The following is a 20744-nucleotide window of genomic DNA, read 5'->3' on the forward strand; positions in this document are numbered from 1 at the left end:
GACGGACGGGGTTGGGTGCGCGGTGCGTGATGCCAAGGAGCTGTACCGGCTGGAGCAGCAGGGCGTGGACGCGTTGGCCGCCGCGAAGGCCGAGGCCGGTCCGGACGCCGCAGGGCTGGTGCTGCTGTACCACTTCGAGGGCTTCATGGACGCCGGTGAGGCCGGCGGTCAGGTGGTCACCCATCTGCTGGAGCAGGGCTCCCCGCAGGTGGTCGCCCGCTTCGACCACGACCGCCTGGTGGACTACCGGGCCCGGCGCCCCGCGATGACCTTCGACCGCGAGCGCTGGACTTCGTACGACCCGCCGGAGATCCTGCTGCAGCTGGTCGAGGACGCGGTCGGCACCCCGTTCCTGCTGATCACCGGCCCGGAGCCGGACACCGAGTGGGAGCTGTTCGCGGCCGCCGTACAGGAGTTGGTGAACCGCTTCGAGGTGCGCCTCGCGGTCGACTTCCACGGCATCCCGATGGGCGTGCCGCACACCCGCCCGGTCGGCCTCACGCCGCACGGCACCCGGCTCGACCTGGCCGCGGGTTACCCGAAGTGGTTCGACCAGGCCCAGGTGCCCGGCAGTGCGCAGGCGCTGCTGGAGTACCGGCTCGCCGAGTCCGGCCACGACGTGCTGGGTTTCGCGGTGCACGTGCCGCACTACGTGGCCCGCTCGCCGTACCCCGCCGCCGCCGTGCTGATCCTGGAGGCGGTGCAGTCCGCCAGCGGCCTGGTGCTGCCCGGCACCGAGCTGCGCGACCGGGTCGGCGAGGTGTACGCGGACATCGAGGAGCAGCTGGCCCAGGGTGACGGCGAGCTGAGCTCGGCGATCCGGGGGATGGAGAGCCAGTACGACGCGGTGGCCGGGGCCGAGGACCGGGAGAGCCTGCTCGCAGAGAGCAGCGACCTGCCGTCGGCGGACGAACTCGGGCGCCGGTTCGAGGAGTTCCTGGCCGAGCACGAGCGCGGCGCGGAGTAGTGCGGAGGACGTTGACCGGTCTGCTGGGCCTGGCCCTGCTGACCGGCTGCGCCGCGACCACGACCGATGCCACCCCGGCTCCGCCGCCCCGGGGCCCGTACGTGGCGCTGGGGGATTCGTACACCTCGGGCCTGGGGATCGCGCCGCAGACCGGTGAGCCGGCCGGGTGCGGTCGGTCGGCGGTCAACTACCCGGCGCTGGTGGCCGAGCAGCTCGGGGCGGCCGAGTTCACGGACGTCAGCTGCAGCTCGGCCACCACGGCCGACCTGACGGGGGCTCAGAAGCTGTCCGGTGGCGGCGCCAACCGGCCGCAGCTGGACGCGCTGTCGGCCGGGACGAAGCTGGTGACGGTCGGGATCGGCGGCAACGACGTCGGTTTCCTGGACGTGCTGAGCCGCTGTGCGATGGCCGGGCTGACCGGGTCGGGCTGCCGGAAGACCTTCGAGTCGGCCGACGGGACGGACCAGGTGACCCGGCGGATCGGCACGGCGGGGGAGAAGCTCGGCGCGGTGCTGGCCGAGACGCAGCGGCGGGCCCCGGCGGCGAAGGTCTTCGTGGTCGGCTACCCGGCGCTGTTCCCCGCCGACCCGGCGAGCTGCAGCAAAGCGCTCGGGGTCAAGATCGCGGCCGCCGACCTCGGCTACCTGGCCGGGAAGGCCGAGGAGTTGAACGCGGAGCTGAAGCGACGGGCGGCGGCGGCCGGTGCCCGGTACGTGGACACCGTGGTGGCGGGGCACGACATGTGCGCGGCGGCGGACACCCGGTGGATCGAGCCACCGTTCCCGGCCGCCGGGCTGGCCCCGATGCACCCGAACGCGGCGGGCCAGCGCGGGATGGCGGCGGCGGTACTGGCGGCGGTGAGGTAAGGCCGGCCGGCCTAGCCGGTGGCCGTGGATCAGGGCGTTGTCCACGGCCACCGGGGTGTGGTTCAGCCGAGCCGGGCGGAGTGGACGGCGATGCTGACCGCCGGGTCGTCCAGGCACTCGCCGGTGCTGAGGTCGAAACGCTGCTTGAGCAGCGGGGAGGCGATGTACACCCGGCCCTCGGGGGTGGAGCCGAGCAGGCCCCGGGAGAGCACGTACGCGCCGGTGAACGGGTCCCGGTTGGCGACCGCGTAGAGGCCGCCCTGCCGGTCGGTGAAGACGGCGGCCTGGCTGCCGTCCGGGAGCAGCACGGCGACTCCCCGGCCCGGGGTCAGGCGGTCGCGGTCGCAGACCGCGACCCAGCCCTCGGGGGTCTGCAGTTCGACCCGGGCGGTGGCGGTGACGGTGGTCATCGGATCTCCAGGAGGTCGGCGGAGAGGGTGGCGAGCAGGTCCTCGGCGGTGGCCAGCACGCCGAGGTCGGGCTTGACCTGGTCGCGCTCGGGGGTGAACCGGATGCTCGGGTCCGGCACGCCGGGGGCGTTGACGAAGGAGACGAAGCGCTGCAGCCGGTCCTGGTCGGCCAGGGTGGCGGCCCACTCGTCCTGGTAGTCGTCCACGTGACGGGCCATCAGGGCCTCCAGGTCGTCGGCGATGCCGAGGCTGTCCTCGACCACCACCTGCCGGACGTGCTCCAGGCCGCCGTCGATTCGCTCCAGCCAGGCGGAGGTGCGCTCCAGCCGGTCGGCGGTGCGGATGTAGAACATCAGGAAGCGGTCGATCAGCCGGATCAGCTCCTCGTCGGTGAGGTCCTGGGCCAGCAGGTCGGCGTGCCGGGGGGTGGCCCCGCCGTTGCCGCCGACGTAGAGGTTCCAGCCGTTCGAGGTGGCGATCACGCCGAAGTCCTTGCCCCGGGCCTCGGCGCACTCACGGGCGCAGCCGGAGACCGCCGACTTGAGCTTGTGCGGCGAGCGCAGGCCCCGGTAGCGCAGCTCCAGGTGGATCGCCATCGCCACCGAGTCCTGCACGCCGTACCGGCACCAGGTGGACCCGACACAGGACTTGACGGTGCGCAGGGACTTTCCGTACGCGTGTCCCGACTCGAAGCCGGCCGCCACCAGCCGGGACCAGATCAGCGGCAGCTGGTCGACGGCGGCGCCGAACAGGTCGATCCGCTGGCCGCCGGTGATCTTGGTGTAGAGCCCGAAGTCCCGGGCCACCTCGCCGATCACGATCAGCTTCTCGGGGGTGATCTCGCCGCCCGGGATGCGCGGGACGACCGAGTAGGAGCCGTTCTTCTGGATGTTGGCCAGGAAGTGGTCGTTGGTGTCCTGGAGCGCGGCCTGCTCGCCGTCCAGGATGTGCCCGGAGGCAGGGAGCTCGGGGGCCAGCGAGGCGATGATCGAGCCGACGGTGGGCTTGCAGACCTCGCAGCCCTCGCCGCTGAGGCGGCCGTGCTCGGCCAGCAGCTGACGGTGCGTCGCGATCCGCTTCACCCGGACGATCTCGTACAGCTCGGCACGGGTGTGCGCGAAGCAGGGGCAGAGGCCCTTGTCGACCTCGACGCCACTGGCCTCCAGCTCGTCGGTGACGATGGTGGAGAGCAGCTTGATGCAGGAGCCGCAGCCGGTGCCCGCCTTGGTGCACTTCTTCACCTCGGGCACGGTGGTGCACTGGTGGTCCGTCACCGCCGCGCGGACGGCGCCCTTGGTGACGTTGTGGCAGTTGCAGACCACCGCGTCGTCGGGCAGCGCCGAGCTGCCGAGCGAGACCGGCGCGCCGAGACCGGCCGGGAGCACCAGGGACTCGGCCGGGACGGGCAGCGGGGTGCCGGTGCCGGTCAGCGGGCGGAGCGAGGAGTAGGCCTCCGCGTCGCCGATCAGGATGCCGCCGAGCAGGGCGCCCTCGGGCGTGACCACGAGCTTCTTGTAGATGCCGGAGCGGGAGTCGGAGTAGACCACGTCGAGCGCGCCCGGGGTGGTGCCGAATGCGTCGCCGAAGCTGGCCACGTCCACCCCCAGCAGCTTGAGCTTGGTGGAGAGGTCGGCGCCGGTGAACTCCTTGGCGGCCTGCCCGGCGAGCTGCTGGGCCACCGTGGTGGCCATCTCGTAGCCGGGGGCGACCAGGCCGTACACCCGGCCGTCCACCGCCAGGGCGCACTCGCCGATCGCGTAGACCGCGTCATCGGAGGTCTTGCAGAGCGCGTCCACGGCGATGCCGCCGCGCTCACCGACCGTCAGGCCGCAGTCCCGGGCCAGCTGGTCGCGCGGGCGGACGCCGGCCGAGAAGACCACCAGGTCGGTGTCGATCCGCTGGCCGTTGGTGAAGGTCATCCCGGTGGCGGCGCCGTCGGTCACCACGATCGCGTTGGTGCCGACCCCGGTGTGCACCGTGACGCCCATCTCCTCGATGGTGCGGCGCAGCGCCTCGCCGCCGCCCTCGTCCACCTGGACGGGCATCAGGCGCGGGGCGAACTCGACCACATGGGTCTCCAGGCCGAGGCCCTTGAGCGCCCCGGCCGCCTCCAGGCCGAGCAGCCCGCCGCCGACCACCGCGCCGACCTTGCGGCCCGCCGCGTACGCCTCGATGGCGTGCAGGTCCTCGATGGTGCGGTAGACGAAGCAGCCGTCCGCGTCCTTGCCGTCGACCGGCGGCACGAACGGGTAGGAGCCGGTGGCCAGCACCAGGGTGTCGTACGCCACGGTGTGCCCGGCGGCGGTGGTGACGGTCCGTCCGGCCCGGTCGATCTCGGCGACCGGCGAGTTCAGGTGCAGCTCGAAGCCGTGGGTGTCCAGGAAGCCGGGCTCGCCGAGCAGCAGGTCCTCCGGGGTCTTGCCGGAGAAGTACGAGGTCAGGGCGACTCGGTCGTACGCCGGGCGGGGCTCCTCGGCGAGCACGACGACGCGGAAGCGGTCGGCGGTGCCGGTGTCGGCCAGGGCTTCCAGGAAGCGGTGGCCGACCATGCCGTAGCCGACCAGGACGACGGTGGGCTTGGTGGTGGTGGTCATCAGGAAGTCCCTCCGGGGGATGTGCTCCGGGTGGTGAGCAGGTGGAGCGGGTGGGCGGAGAGGGCCTCGTCGCCCTCCCAGGTGTGGGCGAGCTGCCCGACGGTGTCGAGGTCGCCGAGCAGGACGCCGCCGACCAGCCGGTCGCCGGTCTCGTCCCGGCGGACGATCACCTTGCGGTAGCTGCCCCGGCCGGCGTCGGCGAGGCGGACCACCCGGTCCTCGGGGCTGGGGCTGGTGACGCCGAAGGCGGCGATGTCCAGCGGGCCCCGGTCGGGGGTGGCGGCCAGGGTCAGCCGGGTGAGCAGCCGGCTGCCCCGGTAGACGGCCGGACGGCCGGTGAGCACCTGGGCCAGCACGTCGGCCTGCTCGAAGGCGGGCCCGGCCAGGCCGTAGACGGTGCCGTCGTGCTCGGCGCAGTCGCCGAGTGCGTGGATGTGCGGGTCGTCGGTGCGCAGCAGGTCGTCGACCAGTACGCCCCGGCGGACGGCGAGACCGGCGGCCTGCGCCAGGCCGGTCCGGGGGCGGACGCCGACCGCGATCACCAGCAGGTCGGCGTCCAGCCGGAAGCCGTCGGCCAGTTCGACCCCGGTGACGGCCCGGTCGGTGGTGAGCACCGAGCGGGCCCGGCACTCGGTGTGCACCTCGACGCCCAGCTCGGTCAGATGGGTCCGGAGCAGCTCGGCCGCCTCCGGGTCGAGGTGACGCTCCAACAGGTGCTCGCCCTGGTGGGCCAGCACCACCGGGATGCCGCGCGCGGCCAGCGCCCGGGCGGCGCTCACCCCGAGCAGTCCGCCGCCGACCACCACGGCCTGCCGCACCTTGGGCAGGTAGCCGTCGATGTCGGCGCAGTCCGCCATGGTGCGGAAGGCGAAGACGCCGGCGGGGAGTTCGTGCCGCCCCGGGCCGCTCCGCGAGTCGTCGTACAGGCCGCGCAGCGGGGGCAGCACCGGGTTGCTCCCGGTGGCCAGCACCAGGTCGCCGTACCCGAGCTCCGCGCCGTCGTCGCACAGCACCCGGCGCTGCTCGCGGTCGATCCGCACCACCCGGACCCGGCGCCGCTCGACCGTCGGCGGCAGCGCGGCCAGCTCGGCGATCTCCGGTGCGTACCGTCCGGCCAGCACCTCGGCGAGCAGCACCCTGTTGTACGGGCGGTGCTCCTCCTCGGCGAGCAGCAGCACCTCGCGCCCGCCGTGCAGCGCGAGCTGCTGGGCGAGTCGGTGGCCGGCCATCCCGCCGCCGACCACGACCACTCGGGAATCGGTTGCTGTCATGCCGACGAGCATGATCCGGGGGTGTTACCCGGCCGGGGCCGCGCTGTTTCGCGGGCGGAACTTCGACCTCAAACGGCGGGGCGGGGGGATGTGAGCCCCCGGTGGCCGAACCATTGGGACGTGACGAAAATGTGTTCGCCATCGGGTTTCGTCGCTGTACGATCACTTGGCCGATCGCTGTGAAGTCGCGATGCGGGCTCATTCGTCGTCAGATCCCGGGGGACCGTTGAAGATTCGTCGTTCGCTTGCCGCTGCCGTTTTCCTTGCCACCGCCGCCGCACCCGTCGTCATGGCCGCCACCCCGGCGTTCGCCGACACCACTCCGGCGGGGCAGGAGCAGACCGACCCGGCCGAGGCGAAGGCGGACGAGGAGAACCGGGCAGCGATCGAGAGGCTGCTCGTCTACCCGAACGACTACCTGGTCACCGCCCCGAGCGACTACCTCCGCGAGCATGCGGCGGCGGCCCTGGCCGGCACCCCGGCGGACCGGGCGCGCTTCCTCACGGAGCAGGTGGACCGGATCCGCCGGGACGACGCGAGGGTCGCGATCTCGCGGATCATGAGCGTGGGCGGCCCGGTCGTGTACAAGGCGGCCGTCGTCGCGTTCGAATCGGACGACATCGCGACGTTCCGCGCCTTCCTGACCGTCGGTCAGTACACGGCCCGCACCGAGGACGAGAACCGTGCCGAGGTGCAGCGGCTCCTCGACGACCCGAGCAGCGGACCGCGTGTGCGCGAGGGCGCGCAGAAGGCGCTGGCGGGCACCGCCGCGGACGTGGAGCGTTTCCTCACGGTGGGGCTGAAGTCGGCCGCGGAGTCCGACGACCGAGTCCTGATCAGCCAGATCATGGAGCGCGGTGGCCCGGCGGTGCGGAAGGCCGCCGACACCGTGATGTTCGGCAGCATCGAGGGTATCCGAGAGTTTCTCAAGGTCGGTCAGTACGTTGCCCGGGCCGAGGACGAGAACCGCGCCGAGGTCCGGCGCATCCTGGACGACGCGAGCAGCGGACGGGGTGTGCGCGAGGGCGCGCAGAAGGCGCTCGCCGGCACCGCCGCAGAGGTCGAGCACTTCCTGAAGGCGGAGCTCGAGCCGCTGCGGGAGACCGACGACCTGGTCCTGGCCACCCGGATCGCCGATGCCGGGGGGCCCGAGGTCCGGAAGGCCGGCAACGCCGCGCTCAACAGCAGCATCGCGGACGTCCGGGCCTTCCTGAAGGAGGGTCAGTTCACGGCCCGCGCCAAGGACCAGGCCGCCGAGAAGGCGGCTGCCGAGGCTGCTGCCAAGGCCGCGCAGGACAACTCGGTCACCACCGTGGTCCCCGCTTCCGTCACGACCGGCACGACGACCACCTCGACCACGGTCACCACCACGGACGGCCAGGCCACGGTCGGTGCGCTGGCCGCCACCGGCCCGACCACCCCGCTCGGGCAGCTCGCCGGCATCGGCGGCGCAGCCGTCCTGCTGGGCGCCGGCGCGCTGGTCGCCACGCGCCGCCGCCCGCAGGCCTGATCAGGCGGGCCGTCAGGCCGAGGCGCAGAGCGCCGCGAGCAGGGCGGCCAAGGCCTCGCCGTCCAGCCCCTGGCGGAGCGTCGCGGCCTGCTCGGCCGGGGTGGCACCGAGAGCTGCCACCAGCTCGGCCGCCGAGGGTCCGCTGGGTGAGGGGTCGTTTCCCTGGTGCGGGACGGCGGTGTTGTCCGCGGACAACACCTGCCCCTTGGCGAGGCCGAGCAGGGCGCGGTCCTGCTCGCGCTTGGCCTTCTCGCCGCCCTTGATCCGCGCTTCGAGGGCCAGCAGCTCACGGGCCGTCAGGGATCCGTCCTCCTTGACGGCCCGGGCCAGGCGACGGGCGTACCGCTCGGCCATCTTCCCGTTGACCAGCATCAGCTGGATCTCGTCGGGCAGGGTGAGCAGCGCGATCTGGTTGCCGACCCAGGAGCGGTCCCGGCCCCGGCGGCGGGCCACCTCGGCGGCGTTGCCCTCGCACTCGTCCAGCAGGTGCTTGACGCCCCGGGCCCGCTCGATGACGTTGAAGTCCTCGCGGTCCTCGTTCTCCAGCAGCAGGTTGTCGACGAAGTCCGCGCGGGTGGTCGCGAGGTCGTCCCGGACGACGAAGTCGAGCTGCGCCAGACCCACCAGCAGGGCGGCCCGGTATCGGCGCTCGCCGTTCAGGATGACGAACTCGGCGTCGCCCAGCTGCGCGGCGACGTGCGGCCAGAGCCGGAGGTACGCCTCCCGGGTGACCGCCACGCAGGCGGTCAGCTGCCGCTGGGCGAGGCTGTTCCCGAGGGCGAGCTGGGACTCGTGGCTGCCGAAGTCGAGCCGGGGGTTCTTGGCGGCGGGTACGACCTTCGCCAGATCGAGGCGGCGCAGCTCGTAGGCGGGGATGAGGCCCTCGGTGACGGCCTTGGCCTGGCCCCGCTCGCTGCGGGCCGTGCGTGCCGCGCGGGGGCCGATGCTGCCGAAGGCGCCGGTGCCGAGGCGGTCGGCTGCTCTGGTCACGGGGCGATCCTCCGGGCGATGGTGCGCATGAGTTCGGCCTGCTCACTGTCGGGTGCGTGGGTGAGCAGCGGGAGCTTCATTCGGACGGCCTCGCGCTGGTCCTTGAGGTCCGGGACGACGGCGAGGACGGGCGGCGTGCCGATCGACTCCCAGCCCGCGAGGGCGGACTTCACGACGAAGCCCTTGCGGGAGTCGAAGAGGTTGACGATGAAGCCGAGGTCGGCGATGTCGATGTCGAGGTCGTCGCAGAGGGAGTCGATCTGCTCGCGGAGCAGCTCGTAGGCGTCGGCCGAGGAGTCCTCCGCCTGGACGGGGATGATGATCCCGGAGTCGGCCCGGTCCTCCGATTCGCGGGTTCGGACGTAGTAGAGGGCGGTGTCCATGGCGTAGCCGAGGCTGGGCGGGCAGTCGACGATGACGAAGTCGAACTCCTTCTCCACCTCGGCGAGGGCCTTCTCGAGCGCGGTCTCCTTGACCCGCACTTCGCGGGAGGTGACGAGCTTGGCGTCGAGGAGGAAGCCGTCGGTGCAGGCCGGCAGGAGGTGCAGCCGGTCGCCGAGCCCCGGGCCCTCGATCCGGATCAGGATGGTGCGCAGGTCGTGCTCGCCTTCCCCGACCATCACCTTGGTGAGGCTGCAGCCCTTGATGGGGACGTGCGCGTGGCCGAGCTGCCTGGTCAGGTGGCCCTGCGGGTCGAAGTCGACGAGGCAGACCCGGAAGCCCGTCTCGGCGAGGGCGGCGGCGATGCCGGCGGCCAGCGCGGTCTTGCCCACGCCGCCCTTCTGGTTTCCCAGGGCGATCCGGCGCGGGCCGGCGGAGGCCCGTCGGCGCTGGGGGATGGGGTGGTTGTCCAGCCAGAGCCGGATCGACTGGGCCAGCCCCTGGGTGTACTGGATGCCGCGCTCGGAGCAGTCCGCCCGGAAGCTCCGGTACAGGCCGGAGGGGACGTACGTGGAGAACGAGGCGCCGCGTGCAGTGTCGACGGTGGTGAGCGGCCCGCCGGCCTGACGCCACGCCAGGATGCCTTCGGTGACGGCGTCCTGGATGGCGACGCCGGCGATGGCGGCTCGGAGCTTCAGCTCGCGCCGGAGCTGCGGGGGGAGCCTGGTGACGACCTTGTCCCGGTCGTCGGAAGGACTTTGCACGGTCATGTGGGGGAGTTAACCCCTGAGGTGTCGTCAGAACTCGCGACACGACCGAGATGTACGAAATTTAGCTGATTGTCCGTTCTGTTCAGCCCGTGCAGCCGAGGGCGTGTTGTCCGCGGACAACACGCCTAGACGGCCGTGCGGGTGCGGAACGCGGTGCGGTAGGCGGAGGGTGAGACGCCGACGGTGCCGGTCAGGTGCTGGCGGAGCGAGACGGCGGTGCCGAAGCCCGCCTCGGCGGCGACCTGGTCGACCGGCAGGTCGGTGGTCTCCAGCAGGCGGCGGGCCCGGTCCACCCGGCGCTGGGTCAGCCACTGTCCTGGCGGCATGCCGACCTCCTCGCCGAACCGGCGGCAGAAGGTACGTACGCTCATCCGGGCGTGCCCGGCCAACTCGGCCAGCGGGAGCGGTCGGTGCAGCTGCTCCAGCGCCCAGACCCGGGTGGCGGCGGTGGACGCGGCGGCGGCTTCGGGCAGCGGCCGCTCGATGTACTGGGCCTGCCCGCCCTCGCGCCACGGCGGCACCACACAGAGCCGGGCCACCCGGTTGGCGACCTCACTGCCGTGGTCGCGCCGGACCAGGTGCAGGCAGAGGTCGACCCCGGCGCCGACCCCCGCCGCCGTCAGGACCAGGCCGTCGTCGACGAACAGCACGTCGGCGTCCACCTCGATCTGCGGGAAGGTGCGCTGGAAGTGCTCGGCCTCGGTCCAGTGCGTGGTGGCCCGGCGGCCGTCCAGCAGTCCGGCGGCGGCGAGCACGTACGAGGCGGTGCAGATCGAGACGATCCTGGCCTGCGGCGGCAGCAGGGCGAGTGCCGCCGCCAGGTCGTCGGGCAGCCAGTCCCGGAGGCCGTCCGGGCCGCAGGCGAACGGTGGGATCACCACGGTGTCGGCGGTCCGGAGCACCTCGGCGCCGTGCGGCACGGTGATGGTGAAGTCGGCGGAGGTGGTCACCGGGCCGCCGTCCAGGCTGCAGGTGACCACCTCGTACAGCGGATTGCCGTCGGGGGCCTCGGCGGTGCCGAAGATTCGTACCGGGATGCTCAGTTCGAAGGGGTAGACGCCTTCGAGGGCCAGGACCACGACGCGATGCATGGCAAGATCCTTGCACATATCGGCATCCTTGCCACTCGTTGGGTCGGGCCCGACGCGGAAGTCTGGTGCCCAGGCGGTCGCACCGGCCGCCGGAGAACAGGGAGATGACGATGCGTGCGATCGGCCAGGACGGTTTCGGCGGCCCCGAGGTACTGAGGATCATCGAGGTGGAGCGCCCGGAGCCGGCCCCCGCCGAGGTACTGGTCCGGGTGCACGCTGCGGGGGTGAACCCGACCGACTCGTGGCACCGGGGGAGCGGCGGCCTCGGGGGCGAGGTGATCCGGCTCGGCTGGGACGTCTCCGGGGTGGTCGAGGCGGTCGGCCTCGGCGTGACCACGCTGGCGCCGGGTGACGAGGTGTTCGGCATGCCGCGCCACCCGCGGCCCGCCGGGACGTACGCCGAGTACGTCACCTCACCCGCCAGGCACCTGCTGCGCAAGCCCGCCGGGCTCGACCACACCGAAGCTGCCGCTCTTCCGCTGGCCGGGATGACCGCCTGGCAGGCACTGGTGGACACCGCCGACGTGCAGCCCGGGCAGCGGGTGCTGATCCACGCCGCCGCGGGCGGGGTCGGCCACCTCGCGGTGCAGATCGCCAAGGCGCGCGGCGCGTACGTGATCGGCACCGCCCGGGCGGCCAAGCACGAGTTCCTGCGCGGGCTCGGCGCGGACGAGCTGATCGACTACACGGCGGCCGACTTCGAGACCGCGACCGACCCGGTGGACGTGGTGATCGACACCATCGGCGGCGAGTACGGACCGCGCTCGCTGCGGCTGCTCCGCACGGGCGGCTTCCTGGTCTCGCTCGCCTCCCCGGCCGAGGCGTACCTGGCCGACCTGGCTCGGCCGCTCGGCAAGCGGGCCGGCTTCATGGCGGTCGAGGCGGACCAGGCCGGTCTGCGGGAGCTGGCCGCGCTGGTCGGGGCCGGGCAGCTCCGGCCGGTGCTGGACACCGTACTGCCGCTCGAACTTGCCTCGAAGGCCCACGAGTTGCTGGACAGCGGACGTACCCAGGGCAAGGTCGTGCTGACCGCTGTCTAAGCGGCGGCGACGGCCTCCAGCCGGACCGCGCAGACCTTGAACTCCGGCATCCGGGAGGTCGGGTCCAGGGCCGGGTTGGTGTGCACGTTGGCGTTGGCCTCGCCGGGCCAGTGGAACGGCATGAAGACGGTGTCGGGGCGGATCGCGGTGGTCAGCCGGGCGGGGGTGACGGTCCGTCCGCGCCGGCTCACCACCGCGACCCGGTCCCCGTCCGCCACGCCGAGGCGCTCGGCGAGCTGCGGGTGCAGCTCGACGAAGGCGCCCGGTGCGGCGGAGTTCAGGGCCTCGACCCGGCGGGTCTGGGCGCCGGACTGATACTGGGCCAGCACCCGTCCGGTGGTCAGCCGCACCGGGTACTCGGCGTCCGGCTCCTCGGCCGCCGGGCGGTGCTGGACCGGGGTGAACCTGGCCCGGCCGTCGGGGGTGGCGAACCGGTCCAGGAACAGGCGGGGGGTGCCGGGGTGGTCGCCGTCCGGGCAGGGCCAGAACACCCCGTCCTGCTCGACGATCCGCCGGTAGCTGATGCCCGCGTAGTCGGCCGGGCCGCCACTGGAGGCCCGCCGCAACTCCTCGAAGACCTTCTCGGCGTCGGTGTCGAAACCCTCGCCGTGGCCCAGTCGCCCGGCCAGACCGTGCAGCACCTCCAGGTCGCTGCGCACGCCCGGCGGTGCGTCAACTGCCTTGCGGCGCAGGATGACCCGGCCCTCCAGGTTGGTCAGGGTGCCGGTCTCCTCGGCCCACTGGGTGACCGGCAGCACCACGTCCGCCAGCGCGGCGGTCTCGGAGAGCACCACATCACAGACCGCCAGGAAGTCCAGCGAGCGCAGTCGCTCGGTGATGTGCGTCGAACGCGGCGCGGAGACCACCGGGTTGGAGCCCATCAGCAGCAGCGAACGGACCTTGGTGCCGAGCGAGTCCAGCAGCTCGTACGCGCTCGGGCCTGGCCCCGGCAGGCTGTCGGGGTGCACGCCCCAGACCGCCGCGACGTGTGCGCGGGCCGCCGGGTCGTCCAACTTCCGGTAGCCGGGCAGCTGGTCGGCCTTCTGGCCGTGCTCCCGGCCGCCCTGGCCGTTGCCCTGGCCGGTCAGGCAGCCGTACCCCGCGTACGGGCGGCCCGCGTTGCCGGTGGCCAGGCAGAGGTTGATCCAGGCGCTCACCGTGTCGGTGCCCTTGGACTGCTGCTCGGGCCCGCGCGCGGTGAGCACCATAGCGGTCTCCGCAGCGCAGAACATCTCGGCGGCTTCCCGCAGTTGGGGCAGCGGTACGCCGGTCACCGCCTCCACGTGCTCGGGCCAGTGCGCCATCGCCGCCGCCCGGGTCTCCGGCCAGCCGGTGGTCCGCTCCGCGATGAACGCCTCGTCGGTGCGGCCGTCCGCGACCACCAGGTGCAGCAGGCCCAGCGCCAGCGCCAGGTCGGTGCCGGGGCGCGGCGCCAGGTGCAGGTCGGCCAGCTCGGCGGTCCTGGTCCGGCGCGGGTCGACCACGATCAACGTGCCGCCGTTGTCCTGGAGTTCGCGCAGGTAGCGGACGAACGGCGGCATCGTCTCGGCCGGGTTCCCGCCGACCAGGATCACGCAGCCCGCCTTCGGGATGTCCGCCACCGGGAACGGCAGCCCCCGGTCCAGGCCGAAGGCCCTGATCCCGCCGGCCGCCGCCGAGGACATGCAGAACCGGCCGTTGTAGTCGATGGTCGAGGTGCCGAGCACGACCCGGGCGAACTTGCCCAGCAGATAAGCCTTCTCGTTGGTCAGTCCGCCACCGCCGAACACACCCACGGCGTCCCGTCCGTGGGTGGCGGCGGTGGCCGACAGCTCGGTGGCGATCCGGTCCAGTGCCTCACCCCAGCCCGCCGGCCGCAGCTCGCCGTCCACCCGCACCAGCGGCGTGGTCAGCCGGGCGCCGGGCGCAAGCACCGCCGCGGCGTTCGACCCCTTGCCGCACAGCGCGCCGAGGTTGACCGGGAAACCGGGTCGCTCCACCACCTCCACCGGCACCGCGCCCTCGGTGCGGCGCAGGCCCATGCCGCACTGCAGGGCGCAGTACGGGCAGTGCGTGTCGGTGGTGGCAGTCTCGCTCATGGGCGCCAGCCTGCTACGGCGCTGTTTCGGGTCGGTGGCTGCCCGGTTACAACTGCTGTTCACGGCCCTCTCGCGGGCGGCCCCGGGGACTGTGAGGGCGGGTTCATCAACGTTGACGGTCGGGCAACGGGGCCGAAACAGCCGGGGGGCAGGCTGATCCGCATGACGACGATCCCCACCGTACGGGTGCTGCACGCCCGCCGCCGCCCGGCCCTGGTCCTGGTCGCGCACGGCTCGCGGGATCCGGAGACATCGGCCGAGATCCACCGCCTGCTGGCCCAGCTCCGCGCCACCCGCCCCGAACTCGACGTACGACTCGCCCACTTGGGCCTGAACGCCCCCCTGCTCCCGGACGTCCTCGACGGCCTGAGCGGCCCGGCCGTCCTGGTGCCGCTGCTGCTCAGCCGGGGCTACCACGTCAAGGTGGACCTGCCCGCGCTGCTCGTCGCCGCACCCCAGGTGGCCGGGCTGATCGCCCCGCCGCTCGGGCCCGACCCGCTGCTCACCGAGGTCCTGCACAGCCGCCTGCTCGAAGCGGGCTGGGGCCCCGACGGCGACGCCGTGGTGCTCGCCGCCGCAGGATCCCGCGACCCGGACGCCGCCGTGGACACCGAGACCCAGGCCGCCCTGCTCGCCGCCCGCCTCGGCGTCCCGGTCCGCACCGGCGCCGTCACCGGCGGCCGCTCGGTGGCCGAGGCGGTCGCCCGGCTCACCGCCGAGGGCCACCGCAGGGTCGCCGTCGCCTCCTACTTCACCGCCCCGGGCGACTTCGCCCGCCTCGCCGCCGCCGCAGGCCCGTGGATCACGGCGGCACCCCTGGGTGCTCACCCGCTGATCGTCGACCTGATCCTGTCCCGCTATTCGTCAGCCACTTACGGACCAGGGGCTCGGGGAACTGCGACGCCGACCCTTGTAGCGTCACACTGAGAGCAAAGGTCAGGCACTGTTCTCTGACCTGTACCTCGTACCTCCTCCAGAATGTCCCCACCCCGGCGTACGGTGCTCGTATATGAACGACACCACGTACGACCCCGCCGCCGAAGCCCGCTGGGTGCCCGAGCCCGACAAGCGGCCCGGCCGGACGGCGTTCCAGCGTGACCGCGCCCGCGTGCTGCACTCCGCCGCGCTCCGCCGACTGGCCGGCACCACCCAGGTGGTCGCCCCGATGCGCAGTGACTTCCCCCGCACCCGCCTCACCCACTCCCTCGAATGCGCCCAGGTGGGCCGGGAGTTGGGCGCCGCCCTCGGCTGCGACCCCGACCTGGTGGAGACCGGCTGCCTTGCGCACGACATCGGCCATCCGCCGTTCGGCCACACCGGCGAGGAGGCGCTCGACCAGGCCGCCGAGTCCTGCGGCGGCTTCGAGGGCAACGCCCAGTCGCTCCGCATCCTGACCCGCCTGGAGCCCAAGCGCTTCGCCCCGCTCGACGAGGAGCCGGCCCGGCTGGCCCCCTGGCCGGGCCGCAGCGTCGGCCTCAACCTCACCCGGGCCGCCCTCGACTCCGCCACCAAGTACCCGTGGCCACGCGGCTCACACCCGACCGACCCGGGCTCGACCAAGTACGGGGTCTACGGCGACGACCTCCCGGTCTTCCGCTGGCTGCGCACCGGTGCGCCCGCCGACCGGAAGTGCTTCGAGGCCACCGTGATGGACTGGTCCGACGATGTGGCGTACTCCACCCACGACGTCGAGGACGGCATCCAGGCCGGTCACATCGACCTGGCCGCGCTGCGCGCCGCCGAGGAGCGGACCGAGCTGTTCAAGATCGCCGAGCGGTACGCCGAGGCCGAGCCGGAGGAGTTCGGCGCCGCGCTCGACCGCCTGCAGGCCGAGGAGTGGTGGCCCCGGGCGTACGACGGCTCGGCCCGCGCCCGGGCCGGGCTGAAGGACCTCACCAGCAAGCTGATCGGCCGGTTCTGCCTGTCCGCCGAGCAGGCCACCCGGGCCCGCTACGGCCCGGGCCCGCTCACCCGGTACGCCGCCGAGCTGGTCGTGCCGGCCGAGGTGCGGATCGAGTGCGCGGTGCTCAAGGCCGTCGCGGTCCGCTACGTGATGCAGCGCGACGAGCAGGCCCAGCTCCGCTCCCGCCAGCGGATCGTGATCGCCGAGCTGGCCGAGACGCTGACCCGCACGGCGCCGTACGGGCTCGACCCGGTGTTCGCCGCGCTGTACGAGGAGGCGGAGGACGACCGGGCCGCGCTGCGCGCGGTGATCGACCAGATCGCCACCCTCACCGACGCCTCCGCGCTCGCCCTGCACGGCCGTCTTGTCCGGCCGGGGCCGTAGACTTCCGAGGTGGCCGGGCGGATCAGGGACGAAGATGTACAAGCGGTGCGTAACGCACTGCCGATCGACGCTGTCGTCAACGACTACGTCCAGCTGACCAACGGGGGCGGGATCCAGCTCAAGGGCGTCTGCCCGTTCCACGACGAGAAGTCCGCCTCGTTCTACGTGCACCCCAGCAAGGGTGTCTTCCACTGCTTCGGCTGCGGTGAGAGCGGCGACTCGATCACCTTCCTGATGAAGATCGAGCACTTCTCCTTCGCCGAGGCCGTGGAACGGATGGCCGCCCAGGCGGGCATCACCCTGCGGTACGAGGAGGGCGGCTACTCGCCCCGGCACCAGAAGGGCGAGCGGACCAGGCTGGTCGAGGCCCACAAGGTGGCCGCCGACTGGTACCAGGAGCAGCTCGAGACGCCCGAGGCCGAGATCGGCCGCAATTTCCTGGCCGAGCGCGGCTTCGACGCCGATGCGGCCAAGCACTTCGGGGTCGGCTACGCCCCGGTGGGCTGGGAGCACCTGGTCCGCTACCTGCGCGGCAAGGGCTTCTCGGACAAGGAGATCCTGCTCGGCGGCCTGGCCTCGCAGGGCCAGCGCGGCGGCCTGATCGACCGCTTCCGGGGCCGGCTGGTCTGGCCGATCCGGGACACCACCGGCGAGGTGATCGGCTTCGGCGCCCGCCGGCTGCGCGAGGACGACAACGGGCCGAAGTACCTGAACACCCCCGAGACGCCGATCTACAAGAAGTCCAACGTGCTGTACGGCCTCGACCTGGCCAAGAAGGAGATCGCCAAGTCCGGCCGGGCGGTGGTGGTCGAGGGCTACACCGATGTGATGGCCTGTCACCTGGCGGGCGTCACCAGCGCGGTGGCCACCTGTGGCACCTCCTTCGGCGAGGACCACATCAAGATCATCCGTCGGCTGCTGATGGACACCTCTCAGTACCGCGGCGAGACGGTCTTCACCTTCGACGGCGACGCCGCCGGGCAGAAGGCCGCCCTGCGGGCCTTCGAGGACGACCAGAAGTTTGCTGCCCGTACCTCGATCGCGATCACCCCGGGCGGGATGGACCCGTGCGAGCTGCGGCTCGCCAAGGGCGACGATGCGGTCCGTGAACTGATCGAGAACCCCGTCCCGCTCTTCGAGTTCGCCCTCCGCTCGGCCGTCGAGCGGCACCGGGTGGACACCGCCGAGGGCCGGGCGGCGGCGCTGGAGGAGGCGTCGAAGATCATCACGAAGATCAAGGACCGCTCGATCCAGCACGAGTACGCCGTCCAGCTGGCCGGTCTGCTCGGCATCCTGGACGAGCAGTTCGTGGTCCGCCGGATCTCCCAACTGGCCCGCTGGCAGCGCGACAACCCCCCGCAGCAGCGTCAGCAACCACGCCGCCCCGGCACCCCCGAGCCGACGGCGACGGTCCGCCCGATGTTCCGCCTGGACCCCAAGGACCCGGCCCAGTTCGTCGAGCGCGAGCTGCTCAAACTCGCCCTCCAGCACCCCGACCTGGTCAGCCCCGCCTTCGACAACTACGGTGACGAGGAGTTCCCCACCCCGCCGTACACCGCCGTCCGCCGGGCCATCCGGCAGGCCGGCGGCGCCGCGTACGGGGCCACCCTGCCGGACTTCACCTCGGTGGTCCGGGAGGCCTGCCCCGACGACCAGGTCCGTTCCCTGGTCACCGAGTTGACCGTCGAACCGATCCGCACCCGGCGGGCCCCCGACGCCGTCTACGCGGGCGAGTTCCTGGTCAAGCTCCGCCTCCAGGCCGTCGACCGCCGGATCGCCGAGGTCCGCGCCCAACTCCAGCGCCTCGGCAACCGCGGCACCCCGGAGCAACTCACCGCCGTCCAGGGTGAACTCTGGGCGCTCCAGCAGTACACCCAGACCCTCCGCACCCGAGGCTCCGCAGGTCTCTGAGGCAACTGCTCGGCCAGGCAACCCCTGACCGTGGATGGCTGATCACCTGCCTATGCGGGTATCCCCCTTGCTGTGGCGCGGTTCCTCCACGAGCTGCGCGTCGGCTGAGAGAGGGATGCCCCTGTGGACCTTTCCGCTGCACAACCGGCCCTCGTGGGGCCGGAGTTCACCGACTCGTCCGGGCCGGCGGCCGACCTGCTCCGGCAGTACCTGCGCGAGATCGGCCGGATCCGCCTGCTCACCGCCGTCGAGGAGGTGGAGCTGGCCCGGCAGATCGAGGCCGGCCTGTTCGCCGAACAGGCGCTCGCCCGGCAGGGCCAGGACGAGCCGCTGAAGCGGGAGTTGGAGCACCTGGTGCAGCTCGGCCGACGGGCCAAACGCCGCCTGATCGAAGCCAATCTCCGCCTGGTGGTCTCGGTCGCCAAGCGCTACGTCGGTCGCGGCCTGACCCTGCTCGACCTGGTCCAGGAAGGCAACGTCGGGCTGATCCGGGCGGTGGAGAAGTTCGACTACGCGCGCGGCTACAAGTTCTCCACGTACGCCACCTGGTGGATCAGGCAGGCGATGAGCCGGGCGCTCGCGGACCAGGCCAGGACGATCCGGGTCCCGGTGCACGTGGTCGAGTTGATCAACCGGGTGATCCGGGTGCAGCGCACGCTGCTGCAGGAGCGCGGCGCCGAGCCCAGCCCCGCCGAGGTCGGGGCGGTGCTCGAACTGTCGGAGACCAGGGTGCTGGAGGTGCTCCGGCTGGCCCAGGAGCCGGTCTCGCTGCACACCCCGGTCGGCGAGGAGGACGAGGTCGCGCTCGGCGACCTGATCGAGGACGCCGACGCCGCCTCGCCGGTGGAGACGGCCGCCTTCCTGCTGCTCCGCGAACACCTGGACGCGGTGCTGGCCACCCTCGGTGAGCGCGAGCGCCAAGTCGTGCAGCTCCGTTACGGGTTGGACGACGGACACCCGCGCACGCTGGAGGAGATCGGCCACCTGTTCGGCGTCACCCGCGAACGCATCCGGCAGATCGAGGCCAAGACCCTGAGCCGCCTGCGCGCACACTCCTTCACCGACCAGCTGCGGGCCTACCTCGACTGAGCCCCTCCGTCGGTTGGGGGGTGGAAGAAGGAGGGGCTGACCTCAGTCGGAGGAGGCCAGCTCCGGGTGCACCTGGTCCCGGACGGTCCGGTACTGCTGCCGGACCGAGCTGCCGACCGCCAGGTCGCTGTCCCGCTCGGCGGCCAGGGTGACCGCCTCCGGCAGCTCCCAGTGCGGCGGCTCCGCCGTACCGGCCAGCGCCCAGGCGGCCTGCCGGGCGGCGCCCCGGGCGGCGTGGTCCCCGGCAGGCGGTATCACCACGGGCACGCCGAAGATCAGCGGTGCGGCCTCCCGGACCGCGGGCAGCCGTCCGACCGCGCCGAGCAGGAAGATCCGACGGACCGTCACGCCGTTGTCGCGCAGCACGTCCACCGCGTCCGCGACGTTGCAGAGCATGCCCTCCACGGCAGCCCTGGCCAGGTGCTGCGGCGTCATCGACTCGGCCCGAAGGCCCGTCAGGGTGCCTGCGGCGTGCGGGAGCTGGGGCGTCCGCTCGCCGTCCAGGTACGGCAGCAGCACCAGCCCGTACGCGCCGGGGGAGGACTGCAGGGCCAGCTCGCTGAGCCCGGCCAGGTCGGTGCCGAGCAGCCCGGCCATCGAGCGGAGCACCTGGGCGGCGTTCAGGGTGCCGACCATCGGCAGGTGGCGGCCGGTCGCGTCGGCGAACGAGGAGACCGCGCCGGTGACGTCCACCACGGCCTGGTCGTGCACCGCGAAGATGGTGCCGTTGCCGCCGAGCGAGACCACCGCGTCGCCGGGGCCGAGCCCGAGGCCGAGCGCGGCGGCCATGTTGTCGCCGGTGCCGGCCGAGATCAGCAGGCCCTCGGGGGTGTGTCCGGCGGGCTCGGCCGGGCCCAGCACGTCGGGCACCTGGAGCTCGTGGCCGAGGGCCAGCTCGATCAGGTCCTGCCGGTACTCACCGGTGAGCGGCGACCAGTACCCGGTGCCGGAGGCGTCGCCCCGGTCGGTGGTGCGGCGCTTGGGGTGGCCGAGCAACTGCCAGACCAGCCAGTCGTGCGGCAGCAGCACCTCGGCGATCCGCTTGGCCGAGGTCGGTTCGAACTCGGCCAGCCAGCGCAGCTTGGCCACCGTGTAGGTCGGGGCGGGCACCGAGCCGATCGCCCGCACCCACGGCTCGGGGCCGCCCAGCGCGTCGATCAGCTGCGCGGCGGCCCCGGCCGACCTCGGGTCGTTCCACAGCAGCGCCGGACGGACCAGCACGCCGCCCGCGTCCAGCCCGATCAGCCCGTGCTGCTGGGCGGACACCCCGATCGCCCGGACGCCCTCCAGCAGGCCGCCGGTGGCCGCCTCGCCGAGCGAGTGCAGCCAGAGCTGGGGGTCGACCTCGGTGGCCCGGGGATCACCGCCCTCGGGCGTCGGGTGCGGCGCCCGGCCGTCCCGCAGCACGGCGCCGGTCTCGGCGTCGCACGCGACGATCCGGGTGCGAGTGGTGGAGCTGTCGATGCCCGCGACGATGGCCATGTCGAGA

The 20744-nt window shown here is 72.8% G+C and carries 15 protein-coding genes and 1 pseudogene; 8 read left to right on the plus strand and 8 right to left on the minus strand.

Translation table 11 applies throughout. The annotated features are described in order from the left end of the window. Window positions 1–22: 22 nt before the first annotated feature. Both ASC99_RS32215 and ASC99_RS32220 read left to right on the plus strand, forming a co-directional pair. Entirely contained in the window at window positions 23–967 is a 945-nt protein-coding gene (locus ASC99_RS32215) for a proteasome assembly chaperone family protein (RefSeq protein WP_057238734.1), read from the plus strand. A gap of 11 nt (window positions 968–978) precedes the next feature. Continuing rightward, on the plus strand, window positions 979–1833 hold the full coding sequence (locus ASC99_RS32220) for an SGNH/GDSL hydrolase family protein (RefSeq protein ID WP_162257947.1): 855 nt from the start codon (window positions 979–981) through the stop codon (window positions 1831–1833). A gap of 62 nt (window positions 1834–1895) precedes the next feature. Here ASC99_RS32220 and nirD read toward each other — a convergent pair whose 3' ends face one another. Genes nirD through ASC99_RS32235 form a run of 3 tightly spaced genes read right to left on the minus strand, consistent with a single transcriptional unit; the run spans window position 1896 to window position 6108 of the window. After that, window positions 1896–2243 (minus strand): nitrite reductase small subunit NirD, encoded by a 348-nt coding sequence (gene nirD / locus ASC99_RS32225; RefSeq protein ID WP_057238743.1) that lies wholly within the window; start codon window positions 2241–2243, stop codon window positions 1896–1898. Next, the gene (gene nirB, locus ASC99_RS32230; RefSeq protein WP_057238745.1) at window positions 2240–4837 is read right to left on the minus strand and encodes a nitrite reductase large subunit NirB; all 2598 of its coding nucleotides are present in this window, start codon (window positions 4835–4837) and stop codon (window positions 2240–2242) included. Before nirB ends, nirD begins: the two co-directional genes overlap by 4 nt. Further along, entirely contained in the window at window positions 4837–6108 is a 1272-nt protein-coding gene (locus ASC99_RS32235; RefSeq protein WP_057239173.1) for an NAD(P)/FAD-dependent oxidoreductase, read from the minus strand. The genes nirB and ASC99_RS32235 overlap by 1 nt, the downstream gene beginning before the upstream one ends. 289 nt (window positions 6109–6397) lie before the next feature. Between ASC99_RS32235 and ASC99_RS32240 the strand changes: the two genes are divergently transcribed. Further along, a complete protein-coding gene (locus ASC99_RS32240) occupies window positions 6398–7618 on the plus strand; it encodes an ALF repeat-containing protein (protein ID WP_057238747.1) in 1221 nt (406 codons plus the stop codon). A gap of 12 nt (window positions 7619–7630) precedes the next feature. Here the strand turns inward: ASC99_RS32240 and ASC99_RS32245 are convergent, their stop codons facing one another. The 3 genes from ASC99_RS32245 to ASC99_RS32255 all read right to left on the minus strand — a co-directional run bounded on the left by ASC99_RS32245 (window position 7631) and on the right by ASC99_RS32255 (window position 10850). Beyond that, window positions 7631–8608 (minus strand): ParB/RepB/Spo0J family partition protein, encoded by a 978-nt coding sequence (locus tag ASC99_RS32245; RefSeq protein ID WP_057238749.1) that lies wholly within the window; start codon window positions 8606–8608, stop codon window positions 7631–7633. Next, complete coding sequence (locus tag ASC99_RS32250) at window positions 8605–9759, minus strand: ParA family protein (RefSeq protein WP_057238751.1); 1155 nt, start codon at window positions 9757–9759, stop codon at window positions 8605–8607. The genes ASC99_RS32245 and ASC99_RS32250 overlap by 4 nt, the downstream gene beginning before the upstream one ends. 125 nt (window positions 9760–9884) lie before the next feature. Beyond that, window positions 9885–10850, minus strand: coding sequence for a GlxA family transcriptional regulator (locus ASC99_RS32255; protein WP_057238753.1), 966 nt, complete (start codon window positions 10848–10850; stop codon window positions 9885–9887). Between the two features lie 110 nt (window positions 10851–10960). Here ASC99_RS32255 and ASC99_RS32260 point away from each other — a divergent pair, with 110 nt between their 5' ends. Continuing rightward, window positions 10961–11890, plus strand: a complete 930-nt coding sequence (locus ASC99_RS32260) for an NADP-dependent oxidoreductase (RefSeq protein WP_057239175.1) — start codon at window positions 10961–10963, stop codon at window positions 11888–11890. Here the strand turns inward: ASC99_RS32260 and ASC99_RS32265 are convergent. Further along, window positions 11887–13968 (minus strand): molybdopterin oxidoreductase family protein, encoded by a 2082-nt coding sequence (locus ASC99_RS32265; RefSeq protein ID WP_057238756.1) that lies wholly within the window; start codon window positions 13966–13968, stop codon window positions 11887–11889. The genes ASC99_RS32260 and ASC99_RS32265 overlap by 4 nt on opposite strands. 162 nt (window positions 13969–14130) lie before the next feature. Between ASC99_RS32265 and ASC99_RS32270 the strand changes: the two genes are divergently transcribed. The 4 genes and pseudogenes from ASC99_RS32270 to ASC99_RS32285 all read left to right on the plus strand — a co-directional run. Beyond that, window positions 14131–14895: a sirohydrochlorin chelatase gene (locus ASC99_RS32270; protein ID WP_057238758.1), complete on the plus strand. Its 765-nt coding sequence runs from the start codon at window positions 14131–14133 to the stop codon at window positions 14893–14895. 82 nt (window positions 14896–14977) lie between these two features. Then, complete coding sequence (locus ASC99_RS32275) at window positions 14978–16255, plus strand: deoxyguanosinetriphosphate triphosphohydrolase (protein ID WP_057238760.1); 1278 nt, start codon at window positions 14978–14980, stop codon at window positions 16253–16255. 9 nt (window positions 16256–16264) lie between these two features. Next, a complete protein-coding gene (gene dnaG, locus ASC99_RS32280) occupies window positions 16265–18166 on the plus strand; it encodes a DNA primase (RefSeq protein WP_057238762.1) in 1902 nt (633 codons plus the stop codon). Window positions 18167–18331: 165 nt separating this feature from the next. Then, window positions 18332–19255 (plus strand): annotated as a pseudogene (locus tag ASC99_RS32285) (RNA polymerase sigma factor); the annotation flags it as partial. Window positions 19256–19297: 42 nt separating this feature from the next. On the opposite strand, the gene ASC99_RS32290 reads toward ASC99_RS32285, so the two are convergent. Beyond that, on the minus strand, window positions 19298–20737 hold the full coding sequence (locus ASC99_RS32290; protein ID WP_057238764.1) for an FGGY family carbohydrate kinase: 1440 nt from the start codon (window positions 20735–20737) through the stop codon (window positions 19298–19300). Window positions 20738–20744: the final 7 nt, after the last annotated feature.

Source organism: Kitasatospora sp. Root107 (assembly GCF_001424875.1).
Taxonomy (GTDB): domain Bacteria; phylum Actinomycetota; class Actinomycetes; order Streptomycetales; family Streptomycetaceae; genus Kitasatospora.